General features: G+C 41.3%; 15 protein-coding genes. 1 reads left to right on the top strand and 14 read right to left on the bottom strand.

The genetic code is table 11. The annotated features are described in order from the left end of the window. Positions 1 to 11 precede the first annotated feature (11 nt). Complete coding sequence (locus tag ABD006_RS07670) at positions 12 to 1,691, bottom strand: DUF2207 domain-containing protein (protein WP_343839437.1); 1,680 nt, start codon at positions 1,689 to 1,691, stop codon at positions 12 to 14. 145 nt (positions 1,692 to 1,836) lie between these two features. On the opposite strand from ABD006_RS07670, the gene ABD006_RS17995 reads away from it, so the two are divergent. Further along, positions 1,837 to 1,923 carry a putative holin-like toxin gene (locus ABD006_RS17995; protein WP_370521838.1) on the top strand — a complete coding sequence of 29 codons (87 nt, stop codon included), beginning with the start codon at positions 1,837 to 1,839 and terminating at the stop codon, positions 1,921 to 1,923. Between the two features lie 182 nt (positions 1,924 to 2,105). Here the strand turns inward: ABD006_RS17995 and ABD006_RS07665 are convergent, their stop codons facing one another. From ABD006_RS07665 to ABD006_RS07605, 13 genes are all read right to left on the bottom strand, one after another. Further along, positions 2,106 to 2,546 (bottom strand): DUF6376 family protein, encoded by a 441-nt coding sequence (locus tag ABD006_RS07665; protein WP_343839434.1) that lies wholly within the window; start codon positions 2,544 to 2,546, stop codon positions 2,106 to 2,108. A gap of 132 nt (positions 2,547 to 2,678) precedes the next feature. After that, the gene (gene yhbH / locus ABD006_RS07660; protein WP_343839432.1) at positions 2,679 to 3,842 is read right to left on the bottom strand and encodes a sporulation protein YhbH; all 1,164 of its coding nucleotides are present in this window, start codon (positions 3,840 to 3,842) and stop codon (positions 2,679 to 2,681) included. A 254-nt stretch (positions 3,843 to 4,096) separates the two neighbouring features. Continuing rightward, positions 4,097 to 5,383 carry a 2-oxoglutarate dehydrogenase complex dihydrolipoyllysine-residue succinyltransferase gene (odhB, locus tag ABD006_RS07655; RefSeq protein ID WP_343839429.1) on the bottom strand — a complete coding sequence of 429 codons (1,287 nt, stop codon included), beginning with the start codon at positions 5,381 to 5,383 and terminating at the stop codon, positions 4,097 to 4,099. Next, positions 5,380 to 8,229, bottom strand: a complete 2,850-nt coding sequence (locus ABD006_RS07650; RefSeq protein ID WP_343839427.1) for a 2-oxoglutarate dehydrogenase E1 component — start codon at positions 8,227 to 8,229, stop codon at positions 5,380 to 5,382. The genes odhB and ABD006_RS07650 overlap by 4 nt, the downstream gene beginning before the upstream one ends. Before the next feature lie 251 nt (positions 8,230 to 8,480). Beyond that, positions 8,481 to 8,798: an ArsR/SmtB family transcription factor gene (locus tag ABD006_RS07645; RefSeq protein WP_343839426.1), complete on the bottom strand. Its 318-nt coding sequence runs from the start codon at positions 8,796 to 8,798 to the stop codon at positions 8,481 to 8,483. 13 nt (positions 8,799 to 8,811) lie between these two features. After that, positions 8,812 to 9,738 carry a cation diffusion facilitator family transporter gene (locus ABD006_RS07640; protein WP_343839424.1) on the bottom strand — a complete coding sequence of 309 codons (927 nt, stop codon included), beginning with the start codon at positions 9,736 to 9,738 and terminating at the stop codon, positions 8,812 to 8,814. A 141-nt stretch (positions 9,739 to 9,879) separates the two neighbouring features. Next, the gene (locus tag ABD006_RS07635; RefSeq protein ID WP_343839423.1) at positions 9,880 to 10,602 is read right to left on the bottom strand and encodes an amino acid ABC transporter ATP-binding protein; all 723 of its coding nucleotides are present in this window, start codon (positions 10,600 to 10,602) and stop codon (positions 9,880 to 9,882) included. Then, positions 10,603 to 11,253 carry an amino acid ABC transporter permease gene (locus ABD006_RS07630; protein ID WP_343839422.1) on the bottom strand — a complete coding sequence of 217 codons (651 nt, stop codon included), beginning with the start codon at positions 11,251 to 11,253 and terminating at the stop codon, positions 10,603 to 10,605. A 92-nt stretch (positions 11,254 to 11,345) separates the two neighbouring features. Continuing rightward, on the bottom strand, positions 11,346 to 12,149 hold the full coding sequence (locus tag ABD006_RS07625) for a transporter substrate-binding domain-containing protein (RefSeq protein ID WP_343839420.1): 804 nt from the start codon (positions 12,147 to 12,149) through the stop codon (positions 11,346 to 11,348). A 279-nt stretch (positions 12,150 to 12,428) separates the two neighbouring features. After that, positions 12,429 to 14,324, bottom strand: a complete 1,896-nt coding sequence (locus ABD006_RS07620) for a PrkA family serine protein kinase (protein WP_343839417.1) — start codon at positions 14,322 to 14,324, stop codon at positions 12,429 to 12,431. 289 nt (positions 14,325 to 14,613) lie between these two features. Beyond that, the gene (gene wrbA, locus ABD006_RS07615) at positions 14,614 to 15,279 is read right to left on the bottom strand and encodes an NAD(P)H:quinone oxidoreductase (protein ID WP_343839414.1); all 666 of its coding nucleotides are present in this window, start codon (positions 15,277 to 15,279) and stop codon (positions 14,614 to 14,616) included. Between the two features lie 81 nt (positions 15,280 to 15,360). Next, entirely contained in the window at positions 15,361 to 15,969 is a 609-nt protein-coding gene (locus ABD006_RS07610) for an alpha/beta hydrolase (protein ID WP_343839411.1), read from the bottom strand. Positions 15,970 to 15,988: 19 nt separating this feature from the next. Beyond that, the gene (locus ABD006_RS07605; protein ID WP_343839408.1) at positions 15,989 to 16,927 is read right to left on the bottom strand and encodes a ring-cleaving dioxygenase; all 939 of its coding nucleotides are present in this window, start codon (positions 16,925 to 16,927) and stop codon (positions 15,989 to 15,991) included. Between the last annotated feature and the right edge of the window lie 246 nt (positions 16,928 to 17,173).

The raw sequence follows: 17,173 nt of genomic DNA, 5'->3' as shown, positions 1-17,173 counted from the left end.
TTTATATTTACTTAAAAAGCTCCAGATCCACCACCGCCACCGCCTGCTCCTGCTCCAGTACCGGCACTTCCTGTAGTAGCAGAGACCGTTTGTTCAGCTTGGCTGAAACTTTGCTGAACAGAAGCCGATAGTACAAGAAGACCCGATATATTATGGCTGGAATCCTGTGCTGCAGGCAAATGATTGATCATTTGTTCACTTTTCTTATTCATTTTCTTATCATTTAATCCAATTGCGTAAATGATAGCTCTTAACTGATCGTTATCCTTCCATTTCTTTACCTTACTAACATCGGTGTCAGGATAGTTTCTTTGAAAGGCCTTCCACTTATTTTGAATAGCAATCCCTTTCACTGTTTTTGGTGAATAAAACAAAGCGAATGCTTCGAGGGAAATGAATAAGGTAATCGCTGCAAACATCCATACAAACAGCTGGTGGATACCTGAAATAATGGCAAACGGAATCATTAACAGAGCGACTAATCCTGTCGCCCATTTCTGCTTTGTCTTTTTCTCCTTCAAATTATGGCCTTCCATCTCATTGGCAACCATTCCTGACCAGGTTTGCATATCTTCATGGAAGATTTTATGATTCGACTTTTCATTTGTATAGGCTTCTAAATCCTCTGTGTGGAAGGTTCCATTTTTCCCGATTTTATCAAACAGCCAGCTGATTAAAAATGCCTCATGGGAATGTTCTGTGTTTCGTTGCTGAACCGTGAAAGTATTTTGATCTTCCTGCTTTACATACTTTTTACGAACAAGATCCAGTAGTGCTGCCGTAACCAAATAGGCATTCTGTGGCATGGATTGCATATAAAGTATCGTAGCAGGTGTACTCATCACTTCTTTTGGAACCAATGTGTGTTCAGGATACATACGCTCTGCTTCTATCTTTTTGACCTGATGACTACGCCAGGCTGACCAGATGAGTACCAGAAACAGGATGGCAAAAGCCCCAAGAATGTAAGGAGCAAAATCTGATATCTTTTCCTGTCTATCTTGAAAAGCTGCTCGTTCATCTTTCAGTCTCTGCTGTTCGGCTAAAATATCCTCTCGCACGGATTGATTGTCTGTTAACGATGCTGCCGGAAAAAGCTCCTGAGGATAAGCAACACGAATATCTCCATTTCTGTCACTCTTAACTCTGCCCATATCAAAATGAACAACTCCATCATTTGCTGTTTCAGCAGTCTGCTGTGCCTCGTCATAACCAAGAGCAATCACATTTGATGTGGTTTGAGGCGGATGAATAAATACATCGAGCTCCTCATAATCAGATTCGTTACTTTTATCAAAAAATGGCCAGTAAAATTGGGCTACATCATTGTATATTTCCATCCCATCCTGAATGGTATAAGTAAGATCAAATGTAATCGTTTCTCCGGAATCGCCTTCACGATATACCTTGTATGTATTTCCATCCTCAAGTTCAAATTCCAGTGAAGAACCATTCTCAGATGCTGAAAACTTTTCAACGGTTGAACCTTCTTTAGGAATAATCGTCCGGGTAATCCCATTAAAATCATCATCAAATTGATACGTATGGGATTCCGTAACTTCTACAGTTCCATCTTGCTGTAAGTACGCATCAATTCTAGTCTTTTCGATGGTAAAATCAACAGCAAAGACCTGTATCGGAAATAATACTATAAGAACAAGAATCATACATATAGATGCAATTTTCTTCATGGATAGTTCTCCTTTCCTATCTCTATATACGAAAAAAGAACGAAAACGTTTCAACCTTTTCTTATGATTCCAATTTTTTGTTACAATACTCTTGTACAATAAGGCTGGTTTGGGTGGTGGCTCACTCCCTTTATGAAAGGGGGTGATGCTTATAACAGTATTCGAATCGCTGATGTTAATGATTTCTTTTGGAACATTCGTCGCGACGATACTGTCTGAAATAAAAAAGTAACCACCCTGTAAGCCTGGCAAGCAAGTTAGGGTAGTTACCATTTTGACGCTCTAACGTGTGAGTCGCCCCCAATTGGGCTATTGTACGGCCGTTGGTGAATCGCCAACGGTCTTTTATAATATATGCGTAAGTCTAAATGTATTATACATGAGTTTTCTAATACTGAAAAGCTACGGCAACTTTCATAAGCCTAAGTTTTCAAGCTGGTTTAATAAACTCGTGATATCACGAATGGTATCCACAATCTCGGAATTTTGCAGCTGTTCAATCGCAACATCCCCTTGTTCGGTGACCTGCTGGATGGTTTGATTTAAGTTTTCACTATGCTTAATGAATTGCTGATGAAGATCTTCAGCTACAGCTGGTGGTTCAAGCTGTGTAAATTCATTAATCTGCTCTTCTATATTATTCAAGCGTTCATTCAGCTGCTGCTCAACTTCAGGATTATTTGCTGCCTCTTCCATAAGCTGCGGCAGATCGGAATTAAACTCACTTAGTGTATGAATATATTCTGTCGCTTCACTAGCATAATCCAGGGAGTCATTCACTTCATTAAACAAATTACAGCCTGTCAGCAGAGTAGTCATAAAGAAAATGAGGGTTACCATTAATCCCTTTTTCACATTCAGACTCCTTTCCCGTTCATTTACTGTCATTTTAACATATCATTCAAGCGGGCTTCTTCTAAAGCACCTTCTTTAACAAAGGAAATCGCCATTTTATACAAAAAAGAGGACGGGAAAGCCTCCCATCCCCTAGCCTGCTTCTGTGTCTTCTTTTCTGAAAAACTCCTTCATGGCATGGAAAACATCTGCTCTTCGCTTCAAAACATAGTGTTTAAACTTCGGATCCTCAAACTTGTGATAAGCAGACATCAATGTGGAATGCCGGTTATACTGATTCACCTCTCCATAACAGAACATGCTGGACTTCTCCATCAACTGTTCAACAAGGCTCACACAGTTTCGATTATCAGAAGTTAAGTTGTCTCCATCAGAAAAATGAATAGGATAAATATTATAACGTGATGGGCTATATCGATCTTCTATAACCTCCAAAGCTTTGCGATAGGCTGATGAACAAATGGTTCCCCCGCTTTCACCTTTTGAAAAAAATTCATCCTCTGAAACTACTTTAGCTTCTGTATGATGGGCAATAAATTCAATATCAACCGTATCATAATTTCTGCGAAGAAAACGCGTCGTCCAGAAGAAAAAACTCCTGGCCATATATTTCTCCCACATTCCCATGCTTCCTGAGGTATCCATCAGGGCTATGATAACAGCTTTCGAATCTGGCTTTTCGATGTCCTCCCAGGTTTTAAAGCGAAGATCGTCGGGGTAAATGGGTGAAAAAGATGCCTCTCCTTCCTGGGCATTTCGCTTCAGCGCCTCTTTTAGACTTCTCTTCTTATCAATATTTCCGGTGAGACCTGTTTTACGAAGATCTCTAAATTCAGTATCTGTGGTTACAATGTCATCCTTCTCTTTTTCTTCCAGATTAGGCAACTCCAGATGCTGAAAGAAAGCCTCTTCCAGTTCTTCAAAGGATACTTCGGTTTCATAATAATCCTCACCGGGCTGATCCCCTGGCTGTTGACCATTACCTGCCTGCCCTTGCTCAGGCTTGCCGTCCTTAGCTACAACATCTCCTACTTTGCTGTCTCCCTGCCCCTGGCCGGCATGTTTATTTTTATCAAAGTTATACCTGATTTTATATTCATTTAAAGAACGAACAGGGATTTTCACGACATCTTTTCCTTTTGACATAATCACACTTTCTTCTGTCACCAAATCAGGCAACCGGTTTTTTATGGCTTCTCTGACTTTCTCCTGGTGCCTTTGCTGATCATCATATCCTTTTTTATGGAGAGACCAATCTTCTTCTGATATCACAAAGCTTCTCTTATCATCACTCATGAATTTCCCCCCATAAGATTTATTAATGTTATCTTATGCAGAAATTGGACTTCTCTTCACTAAAAATTGAATTTTTTGAAAATATAGTGCAGTTGATGAGATTCCATTGTCTTTACATTACTTTATTAAGATGAAGACCATTATAAAAAACTCACGAGCTGGTTATGGCCTTCACTAGACTAAAGCCAAATCCATCTAAATTCAAAAAGGCACCCAAGTCATGAATTGAGTGCCTTTTTTATAATCTTATTCTATTATCCTTCCAGCAAGAGACTATACGGATCTTCCAGCATCTCTTTTATTCTTACAAGGAATTGAACGGCTTCACGACCATCTACAATACGGTGATCGTAGGAAAGGGCAAGATACATCATAGGACGAACCTCGATGCTGTCGTCAGGCATAACCATTGGACGTTTTTGAATTTTGTGCATACCGAGAATACCAACCTGTGGTGAGTTCAGGATTGGCGTGGATAGTAAGGATCCAAATGTACCTCCATTTGTAATCGTAAAGGTTCCACCTTGCATGTCATCCACGGCAAGCTTTTTATCCCGGGCTTTTTTCGCCAACTCGCCAACTTTATTCTCAATACCGGCAAAGTCCAGACGATCGGCATCTCTTACAACCGGTACCACAAGACCATCTTCTGTAGATACGGCCATGCCAATATCATAGAAATTCTTCTTAACAATTTCGTCTCCCTGAATTTCTGCATTCAGAAGCGGGAATTCTTTAAGTGCACCAACGACTGCTTTTGTAAAGAAGGACATGAATCCCAGCTTCACCCCATGCTTTTCCTGGAATGTTTCCTTGCGTTCTTTACGAAGGTTCATCACGGCGGTCATATCAACTTCATTAAAGGTTGTGAGCATAGCAGCCGTATGCTGAACATCTACAAGACGCTTGGCAATGGTTTGACGACGACGGGACATCCGGACACGCTCAACAGGTTTATCAAATTCTGTTTTCTCCGCGTCTTTGGAAGACTTACCGGAATCCTTTGCTTTTTTACTGCTTTCCACTTTTTCTCTTGCAGCCTGTTCTACGTCTTCTACACGTACACGGCCTAATGGATCTTTAGGATACAGCTCATTTAAATCAATACCAAGCTCACGAGCACGCTTTCTTGTTGCTGGTGAAGCCACAGGTGCCGTGTTTGGATCCTGTTCATCACTGGCTGCTGCCGGCTCTTCTTTAGCAGCAGGAGCTGGTTCTGACTCTGCTTTTTTCTCTTCTGCAGGTGCTTCTGTTTCTTTTTCTTCCGGCTTCGTTTCCCCAGCTGACACTCCACCACCTGCTGTTCCATTTTCGTCTACTTTGGCAATCACATCGCCGATTTCAACATCTTCTCCTTCACCGGCAACGATTTCTGTTAAAACACCCTCAAATTCCGTGTTCACTTCAACATTTACTTTATCCGTTTCCAGTTCTACAACTGGATCACCCTTTTCGACTTTGTCCCCTTCTTTAACAAGCCATTCTGAAATCGTACCTTCTGTGATGGATTCAGCTAGTTCAGGAATTGTTATCTCTTTCACTGGGAATCTCCTCCTTTAGAAAGCTTAAGCGTCTGGTTTATAATCTTACTTTGTTCTGCTTTATGAATATTAGGTTCACCTACGGAAGGCGCTGAACGTCTAGGACGGCCAATATACTTCACCGTCTGACTGTCCTTCACTAATGTCTGCAGCTCCTCCTTAACGAAGTCCCAGCTGCCGGCATTTCTAGGCTCTTCCTGAACCCATACAATTTCCTCTGCATTTTTATAACGAGCTAAAATATCCTTGATTTGTTCCGCAGGGAATGGATAGATTTGTTCAACACGTAATACATGAAGCCAATCGAAATCTTCCCCTTTTCTTTCATCAAGTGCTTCATCCAAGTCGACCATAATCTTCCCACTGCCCAGAACGACACGTTTCACTTTTGTTTTCTTCGTCCCGAGGTTTTTCTGTTCAACAACCGGGTTGAACTTCCCTTCCGTAAACTCACTTGGTGCAGCAGCGACTCTTGGATTTCTTAAAAGACTCTTAGGTGTCATGACAACCAATGGACGTGCCGAATCTTTGCCGCCAATTGCAGCCTGCCTACGCAGCAAGTGGAAAAATTGTGCTGATGACGTTACATTCGCAACCGTAAAGTTATTTTCAGCAGATAACTGTAAGAAGCGTTCCAAGCGTGCACTGGAATGCTCTGGTCCCTGTCCTTCATAGCCATGCGGAAGGAGTAGCACCATATTTGATTTTTGTCCCCATTTGGCACGTCCGGCAGCAATAAATTGATCAAGAATCACCTGACCGGTATTGGCAAAATCGCCAAACTGTGCTTCCCAGAACACTAAAGTTTCCGGGGATTGAACACTATATCCGTACTCAAATCCAAGCACCCCCACTTCGGATAGAGGGCTGTTATAAACATCAAAGGATGCATGAACACCTGCTAAATCATGAAATGGACTGTACGTATCTTCTGTTTCAACATCATGCAGAACCGCGTGACGATGTGCAAATGTTCCGCGTTCTGTATCCTGACCAGTGATACGAATCGGGGTTCCGTCCTTTAAAATAGTGGCAAAGGCCAAGGCTTCCCCTAATGACCAGTCAATTTTCCCTTCCTCAAATCCTTTTGCGCGCTTCTTAAGAATTCGCTCTAACTTTTTAAAGACGTTAAATCCTTCAGGACGTTTAAGCAAGTTCTCATTAAGTTCTTCTAGGGTTTCCAAAGGTACAGCTGTTTCAATTTCTTCGAGTCCATTTGTCAGAGCCTCAGGTACCTCAGCCTCTTCAGGTTCATCCTGTTCGTCCTCCTTCATACTTTCATAAATGGACTTGAACTTTTTCGAAACATCCTTCTTCAACTGATTAAACTCTTCTTCTGAAATCACACCTTCTTCCACCAGACTTTGGGCATAAACGTGAAGTGCTGAGTCATGCTCATCAATATTCTGATATAAAAATGGCTGAGTGGATCTTGGTTCATCCATTTCGTTATGTCCATAGCGACGATAGCCAACTAAGTCAATTAAAATATCTTTATGAAACTTTTTACGATATTCGTAGACGAGATTAACAGCTGTTAAACAAGCTTCAGGATCGTCCGCATTAACATGAACAACCGGGATTTCAAATCCTTTTGCCAAATCACTTGCATAGGTTGTGGAGCGACCATCAGTATTGTTTGTCGTAAAGCCGACGAGATTATTAGCAATAATATGAATCGTTCCACCTGTGTGATAGCCCCTTAAACGGGAAAGATTTAATGTTTCAGCAACCACACCTTCACCGATAAAGGCTGCATCTCCATGTATGGAAATGGTAAACGCCTTATTAAGATCAGGCTCAGCATAGCCACTATGTGTGCGGTCGTCCTGTGCTGCACGTGTATACCCTTCCACAATAGGGTTTACAAATTCCAGATGAGATGGGTTATGTGCAAGCGTTACATGTGTGCTTTTCTCATCCTTTCCTTTAATATCACGATCAGCACCAAAATGGTATTTTACGTCACCTGTCCATCCATAGTTGATTCCGGTTGAACCTTCAGATGGAATCAGCTCTTTATCAGGTGAGGAATGGAATTCGGAAAAAATTAAATCGTATGGCTTCCCAAGAACATGGGCTAATACATTAAGACGACCGCGGTGAGCCATTCCCATAAGTACATGCTCAACTGAATCATTGTTTGCTTCATGAACGAGACGATTAAGCATTGGAACCATAACATCCAAACCTTCTATAGAAAAGCGCTTTTGCCCTACAAATGTTTTTCCGAGAAATTGCTCAAACCCTTCTACTTCAGCTATGTTTTGCAGCAATTCCTTTTTTTCGTCAGGATTAAGAGTGACATTGAAATTACCGGTTTCAACATTTTGCTGAAGCCACTCTCGTTCCTGATCATCATGTACATGGTAAAATTCGAAAGAGATTTTACCGGCATACCGCAATTTTAGCGTTTTAACAACATCCAAAGCATTGTTCACATTGGATGGTGCGTTTTTCCATACCCATCTTGCCGGAATCGAACGCAAATCCTCATCCGACAAACCATAAGTCTTTGGATCAACAAGTGGAGAATAGCGATCTTTTTTCCTGCCTACTGGATAAATATTCGCTTCTAAATGTCCATGGCGACGAATGGCCTCTACTAGCTTCATAGTCGCAGAGATTTTTTGTACGTCACCATCTGATAATTCCTGTGCTTCTCCTGGTTGTGTGGTTCCGCCAGGGGATATCCATTCAGGTGCTCCATATTCACGAAAGATATCCTTTAATGACGGATCTACCAAATCAGGGTCTTCCAAAAATTGTTCATATTGCTCTTCAACGTAACCCATGTTTGGGCCGTGAAACTGATCCCAAATACTTTCTGACCCTTTGTTTGACACTTTTCACTACCCCCATTAGAATTTCGTAAACGTATACATTACTCTTTTTATTATAGGATTACACCGCTTCTGACTCAACTCATTCATTTATATTCCATGAATTTGTTGAGCCAGGTGCAAGGTCCTAATCATGTACCATACTCATTTAGTATATAAAAAAAATCCTGTACAGAAAAGTCTGTGAGTAAAGAAATTTCAAGTTTTTCGAAAGTTTATGGAATGAGTGAGCATTTTTAAGTCTAAGACATCATTTATTGGTGTAAAGCATGATGGATTGTCTGGTCGAGCATCTTCATCACATGCTGATCATCATGAGAATAATAAATGGTCGTTCCCTCTCTGCGAAACTTTACTAATCGCAGTCCTTTCAAATACCGAAGCTGATGTGAAACATTGGATTGCTTTAGCTGGAGCGTGTCTGCAATCTGATTAACAGAATATTCGTTTTGAAATAACAAGTATAAAATCCGTAGTCTTGTTGGATCGGATAATGCTTTAAATGTTTGAGAAACAATAAAGAGTGTATCCTCATCCAGTTCTTTATAACCCTCATTTTTATTTTTTTCCATATTTATCGCCTCTTTAATTACAATTATCTTCTTTTTTATGGAATTTGGCATTGGCTCCTTCTATCTGTATCGTCGTATGATGCAGTTCGAACTTGTCATGTAAAAGATTTGATGCTTTTTCTAAAATCGAGTCACGGTTTACGTCATCCTTAACAATCAAATGACAGGTTAAAGTTGGAAAATCTGAAGTGATAGCCCAAACGTGCAAATCATGAACTTCCTTAACTCCTGATATATTGCACAATGTTTCCTCAACAACATCCATTTCAATATGAGATGGTTTTCCCTCCATCAACACATGAACAGAATCCCTGGTCACTCTCCAACCGCTGATAAGAACCAGTATAGCCACTATCACACTGGCGATAGGGTCTGCTATATTCCAGTTAAAGAAAATAATCAATAGACCGGCAACCATGGCTCCAGCAGAACCAAGCAAATCACCTAGTACGTGTAAAAAAGCACTGCGTAAATTCAGGTTTTCTTCTGTATCTCCCCTCATAAGAATCCAGGCAACTACAACATTAACAACCAGGCCAATAGAAGCAATAATCAGCATACCCGATCCTACATTAGGGGGGTTCAGAAAACGGTGATACGCTTCCCAGAATATATATAGGGAAATAGCCAGCAAGGTAATACCGTTAATAAAAGCGGCTAAAATTTCAAAACGTTTATATCCATACGTTTTACTGGCATTAGCAGCTTTTTCTCCCATCTTAAAAGCGACAAGACTCAATCCAAGGGATGCGGCATCGCTTAACATATGCCCTGCATCAGATATAAGCGCTAAACTATTTGTCAAAAACCCGCCTATGACTTCCACAACCATAAAAGCGGCAATCAGACAAAAGCTGATCAGTAACGCTTTTTTATTTGCATTATGGTGATGACCATGTCCATGGCTATGTCCGTGATCATGATTATGATTGTGCCCCATTGTTTTCACCTCTTGATATATGATCATATGTTCATATTAACAAACATACATATATTAATAAAGAAAAAGCGAAATGTACTCCTTATATTTATAGAATACACTCCGCTTACAATATTATATAAAATCTTTTTCATTATGTGATTATAAAATTTTACTCAAGAAAGACTGTGTACGAGGGTTTTGCGGGTTATCAAAAATATCTTCCGGATTTCCTTCCTCCTGGATGATGCCTTCATCCATAAAGATGACCCGATCTCCAACCTCACGGGCAAAGCCCATCTCATGGGTAACGACGACCATAGTCATACCTTCCTTTGCCAAATCCTTCATAACCTGCAGGACATCCCCTACCAGCTCAGGATCAAGGGCAGATGTAGGCTCATCAAAAAGCATCACTTTTGGCTCCATGGCAAGAGCACGGGCGATGGCTACACGCTGTTTTTGACCGCCTGAAAGACTGTCCGGATAATCATGGGCTTTGTCAGATAATCCAACTTTTTCAAGCAGGGCCCGTCCGGTTTCTTCTGCCTCTTTTTCAGATAATCCTTTTACTTTAATGGGGCCCAGCGTCACATTTTCCAGCACTGTTTTATGCGGAAACAGATTGAAATGTTGGAAAACCATCCCCACTTTTGTTCGAAGGGCATTTATATCGGTACCAGCAGCAGTTAGTTCATCTCCGTCAATCGTTACTGTACCTGAGGTGATATCCTCCAGCAGGTTGAGACAACGCAAGAAGGTACTTTTCCCGGATCCTGAAGGGCCAATCACACAGACCACTTCACTCTCTTCAACCTGGGCATCAATTCCCTTTAAAACTTCCAAATCACCGAACGATTTATGCAAATCTTTTACTGTTATCATTTAGACATCCATCTTCCTTTCTATTCTTCGTAAATAAAGAGCAGCAGGAATCGTTATAATAAGATAAAATATACAGACCATGACAAGCGTTTCAAACTGCTCAAAGGTAGCGTTATAGTACTGTCGAGCCTGATAAATTAAATCAGGAACAGCGATAACGGAAAATACCGATGTATCCTTTAAGCTGATAACAAACTGATTTCCCAATGGAGGAATCATACGCTTAAACGCCTGTGGCCAGACAATATAACGCATCGTCTGTCTCTCTGTTAACCCTAAAGACCGCCCTGCCTCTGTCTGTCCACTATCAATGGAATATACTGCACCGCGGACAATCTCACCAATGTAGGCACCCGCGTTTAATGCAATAGCAATAACACCTGTAGCAAAGGAATTCAACTGTAATTCTGCCAGACCAAAATAGATAAATAAAGCCTGTGCCATAATCGGCGTGCCCCGGATCATTTCAATATAAACAGTCCAGAAACCCCGAATAAACTTTATTTTTGATAGCTTCCCCAGTCCGGCCAAAGCTCCTAATATCATACCCAGAAAAAGCCCGATAAGGGTAATGGCTACAGTTAATTGCAATCCTTCCCAGAGAAAGGGTAAGGATTTTATATACGGTGTATCCATAATAGCATCTATCATTCTAAAAATCTCCCCCTTAATTTAAAAAACAGCGTAACAAGCTTTGCTTGTTACGCTTGATTGCTCTATACAATATGGTTTATTAAAGATGTTTATTCCTGTGGCGGCTCCGTACCAAACCATTTCTTATAGATTTCTGCATAGGTCCCGTTTTCCTTAATCGTCGCTAATGCTTCGTTTACAGGCTCAACCAGATCAGATCCTTTTGGAAACGCTATGCCATATGGCTGCCCCTGCAGAACATCTCCTACTGTTTTCAGTTCATCGGATGCATTTTGATTGATGTAATATTGAACGTTTGGTAAATCATAAAGCACCGCATCCAGACGACCAGCCTGCAAATCCTGATAGGCTGTTACAATCTCAGGGAACGAATTCACATCGGCATTCGTATTCTCTTTAAGATAGTCTTCACTTGTGGATCCCTGACGTGCCCCTACTGTGTGTCCGTCAATATCCTCTATGGATTCCAGTTCCGAATCCTTGGGAACAGCCAAAATTAAACCAGAGTCATAGTATTTATCCGAGAAATCTATTTCCTCTTTGCGATCTTCAGTAATGGAGATGCCGGCAATCCCAATGTCATGCTTGCCAGTACGCATGGAACCCAGTAATCCATCGAACTCCATGGTATTATAATTCACTTCAAATCCAGCTTCCTCTGCGATCGCATTGAGTAAATCAATATCGAACCCTTCCATATCCCCTGTCTCAGGATTCTTATATTCAAATGGCTGGAAGTTGGCATCTGTTGCAACCTGATAAACTTCTGAATCACCATTTGAACCACTATCTGTATCACCACCATCTCCGTTGCCTGATGAATTACCGGTACCACAAGCTGCCAGCATTGCCAGTGATAGCAATACCACTAAAAAAACAGCAATTTTTTTCATTTCAAATTCTCCCCCTTAATATTTTGTAAACACTGTTTTTCAGAAGGCCCCTGAAAATTATATATAGGCTTGTTTCGTCTTAAGACAAAAGGAATGCAACATAAAATAAATCCTTAGAACATGTAAACTCCGGAACCTTTAATGTTTGTACATACTTATGGTTATTTCTTGGGTTTTATTCCCGCTATTAAAAACTGATTCCAGAAAATCTGCAGTTTTATCAGCCATACAGAGATAAAAAAAGCCGTTCCAATGGACTCACCATTGAAACGGCTTTTCTTAGCGGTTTAAAAGACTGCCGACATAGCGCAGCAATTCATTGGCCGACGTTGAATCATATCCATATTCATCAATGAGGGTGGCAATCACCTCATTGATTTTCTTCAACTGCTGCTCATCAGGGGTTTTGGTCGAAGTGGTAATCTTGACGACATCCTTTAAATCAGCAAACAGCTTCTTCTGGATGGCTTCACGCAGCCTTTCATGGGACTGATAATCAAAACGTTTACCTTTACGGGCATAAGCCGAAATACGGATTAAAATCTCTTCACGGAAACCGCGCTTGGCATTTTCCGATACTCCAATCTGCTCCTCAATAGAACGCATCAGCTTTTCATCCGGCGGCATTTCTTCGCCAGTTAGAGGATCTTTAATTTTCGTTTTATTACAGTAGGCCTCAACATTATCAAGATAATTATCCATCAGCGTTTTCGCAGATTCTTCATATGAGTAGACGAACGCCTTTTGCACTTCATTTTTCGCAATCTCATCGTATTCCTTTCGGGCAACGGAAATGAAGGATAAATAACGCTCTTTGTCTTCTTTCGTAATCGAAGGATGATCGTCTAATCCCTCTTTTAGAGAACGCAGCACATCAAGGGCATTAATGGAGTTGGTATCCTTTCTGATGATGGCAGAAGAAATCCGATTCATAATAAAACGGGGATCAATGCCTTCCATTCCTTCATCCGGAAATTCCTTTTTGAACTCATCAATATCCACTTCACTGAATCCTTCTACATTTTGCCCATCATATAAATAGAGCTTCTTTAAGAGATCAATATCCTGCCGATTTGACTCCTTTAACCGCGTCAGGATGGTGAAAATGGCTGTTATTTTTAAGGTATGTGGCGCAATATGGACATTCTTCATATCACTTTCCTTCACCATTTTCTGATAAATCCGTTCTTCATCACTGACTTTTAGGTTATAAGGGACCGGCATGACAATCATCCGGGAGTGTAAGGCTTCATTCTTTTTGTTGGCAATAAATGAACGGTACTCCGCTTCATTCGTATGGGCAACAATCAGCTCATCAGCACTGATCAAAGCAAAGCGTCCGGCCTTAAAGTTACCTTCCTGAGTAAGAGATAAAAGGTGCCATAAAAACTTCTCATCACACTTTAAGATTTCCTGAAATTCCATTAAACCGCGGTTGGCCACATTTAACTCCCCATCGAAACGGTAGGCACGGGGATCTGATTCAGACCCATACTCTGCGATGGTCGAAAAATCAATGGAACCCGTTAAGTCAGCAATATCCTGTGATTTCGGATCCGATGGGCTAAAGGTACCAATACCCCGACGTTTATTTTCGGATAAAAAGACCCGCTCTACCTTCACATCCTCAATCCTGCCTCCATATTCCTCTTCAAGCCGCATCATGTTAAGCGGGGATAGATTGCCCTCAATTCGTATGCCGTATTCCTCATAGAAATCATCACGTAAATGCTGCGGAATCAGGTGCAGAGGATCCTCATGCATGGGACAGCCTTTAATCGCATATACCGCACCATAATCCGTATAGGAAAAACGCTCCAGGCCTCTCTTAAGCAATGAAACGATGGTTGACTTTCCGCCGCTTACCGGTCCCATTAATAATAAAATCCGCTTACGGACATCCAGCCGTTCTGCTGCCGGATGGAAGTATTCCTCGACCAGTTTTTCCAGCGCTTCCTCCAGACCAAAAAGCTCATCACTAAAAAACTTGTATTCGTTATGCCCATCCTTTTCTTCAATGCCTGCTTCTTTAATCATTTGATAAATTCTTGAATGTGCAGACTGTGCTAAATAAGGCTTTTCTTTTAAAAGTTCCAGGTATTCCCTAAACGTACCTTCCCATCGGAGTTCTTCCTCTTCTCTCCGATGCTCCTCAATTTTGTTTAAGATGCTCATGCATCGCCCTCCTATTTAGTGAAGTCCATTTACGATGTTTTGTACGATTTTTACAAATATATGTCGAGGACGAGCTAATCATGAATTATAAAGTGAAACTTCCATCAGTGGGGGGGTTCTTCACCTCCACTGATGGTTAGTTGAACTTATCAGGGATTTACTGGCCTTTTCCCCCACTTAATCTTGTTAAGTTACCTTCAAAACAAGTAGGGGGGTTACGGCCAGTTAATGCGTGATAAAAAAGAGCCAACCCAACAGGTCAGCTCTTTCCCTTCATTAAGTACATATATTACTGGCCGTTTTTCACCCGGGTAGCCACATCTACAAGTCGCTTCGTCTGATGCTTAACGGCGCCTTCTACTCCGTCTCCGGCAATTTTCCCATCTTCACCTTGAGTAGCGCTTGTACCATAAGGATTTCCGCCACCTGCAAAAATGGATTGATCTGTATATCCTGGAGGGACAATGATCGCTCCCCAGTGTGCCATGGATGTATAAAGGGACTGGACAGTTGCTTCCTGACCGCCATGTGGATTTTGTGCGGAAGTCATCCCGCTTACAACCTTATTAACTGTTTTACCATTTGCCCAAAGACCCCCTTGAGTATCAAGGAATTGCTTCATTTGAGCAGGAAGGTTACCAAAACGTGTAGGCATACTGAATAGCATAGCATCTGCCCACTCGATATCATCTGAAGTTGCTTCTGGAACGTCTTTTGTAGCTTCATAGTGCTCTTTCCAGGCCGGGTTGGACGCAATCGCTTCCTCAGGAGCAAGCTCAGGAACTTTGACAACTTTTACGTTTGCACCTGCCTCTTTTCCTGCTTCTTCAGCCCATTTAGCCATCTGATAATTAATTCCGGTTGAACTGTAATAAATAACTGCTAAATTTACATCTGCCATTTGACTCGACTCCTTTTGTTCTGATTTATTAAATAGTCTGCTAAAAAGTCCCATCATTTAAACACCTTTCTTTCACATTTAATCTAATTTCCGGAACCACCTCCTTAAATTAGACCAAAATCATTTATTATTGTCTTAACTAAAGTGTTTCCTATACCACTCTGCTGCCTTTTCCACTTCACCTCTGGTTAACTGGTGTCCATAATTTTCCCAGTGCAGTTCCACATCAGCTCCTGCCTTTTCTAAAAGGGATTGAAGCTCATTGGATTCTTCGGGAGAGCAAATGGGATCATTACTCCCGGCACCAATAAACACCGGAACTTCGGTTAAATCCGGCAGCTCAATACCTCTTCTCGGCACCATCGGATGATGCAGCATAGCTCCTCTTAACGAATGTCGATAATGGAATAATAGGCTGCCGGCAATATTCGCACCATTTGAATAGCCTATAGCTACAACGTTATTTCGATCAAACTCATATTTTTCAGCGGCTTCATCTAAAAACTCATGCAGCTCTTTTGTACGATTGATAAGATCCTCCTCATCAAATACACCTTCAGCTAATCGACGGAAAAATCTTGGCATTCCATTCTCGGAAACATTCCCCCGTACACTCAGAACAGAGGCATCATCGTCAATCATACCGGCCAGCGGTAATAAGTCCTGCTCTGTTCCACCGGTTCCGTGAAGTAGTAAAAATGTTGGTTTCTCTGGATTTGATCCTTTATTAAAAATATGCTTCAAAAGTGTTCCTCCTCTTCAATTAATCCAGCTTTCGGACTTCTACTGGTAATAAAATATTCTCAATACGTTCCCGATGAGGTTCATACCATTCAGGCAGGTGCAGAGATTCCCCTAACTGATCCTTCTTCTCATCAATCATGAAACCAGGAGAATCAGTGGCTATTTCAAATAAAATATGACCATGCTCACGAAAATACACAGAATTAAAATAATTACGATCCTGGACAGGGGTTACCTGATAGCCATTTTCCTGCAAAAGGGACTGCCATTCCAGCTGGTCATCGTCATCATCCGCCCGAAAAGCAATATGATGTATGGTCCCTGCTCCTTGCAGACCTCTAATAACCGCTGATTGTTTTATATCAATCACATTCCCTATATCACCATCAGCTTGTAGGCGAATGATATCTTCTTCCTCGCCTGTCTTTTCCAGCCCCATTAATTCGGTTAACAGTTCTGCCGTTTTCCCAGGCTGGCGGGAATAAAGTGTGGCCCCTCCAAATCCCTTAATGGCAACATCCGGAGTCACTTCGCCAAAACTCCAATCGTTCAATGGGCCTTCCTCACGCTCTACAAGTTCTAAACGAAGGCCGTGAACATCTTCAAATTCCAATGAACGCTCTCCAAACCGATCTGTTTTCTTTGTATGGATATCAAATTTAGCTAACCGTTTTTCCCAAAAAGACAGAGAATCAGGTGGCACTACGAATGAAGTCACTCCCACCTGGCCACTGCCTACTCTGCCTTTAAGAGCATCCTGTACCGGAAAAAACGTCATAATCGTTCCGGGTGATCCATTTTCATCACCAAAATAAAAGTGATAGGTTCCAGGATCATCGAAATTAACCGTCTTTTTTACAAATCTCAAGCCTAATATTCCCGCATAAAAATCCATATTTTCCTGAGGATCACCGGCAATTGCCGTAATATGATGAACTCCCTTTGTAGCCTTTGCCATAACGCCCGCTCCATTCCATAATGAATTCCAAACTATTATTTCCATTTATTAAAAATCTATTTATATCACAGCTTATATCCATGTCTCACATTCAATTGTTATTAATTCATTTATCTTTAATTCGAACTAAAGTATAAAACCTGCAGAAAAGAATGTCAAGAGATATGGAAAAGCAGAAGGGATCGTTAACCTCCGACGCATAAGCAAAATACGTGAATTGGTCCGCTTTTTGGCCATAATAGAATA

The organism is Salinibacillus aidingensis (assembly GCF_039522525.1).
Classification (GTDB): domain Bacteria; phylum Bacillota; class Bacilli; order Bacillales; family Alkalibacillaceae; genus Salinibacillus; species Salinibacillus aidingensis.
Note: the sequence above shows the minus strand (reverse complement) of the source record. Positions and strands in the feature narration are given on the sequence as shown.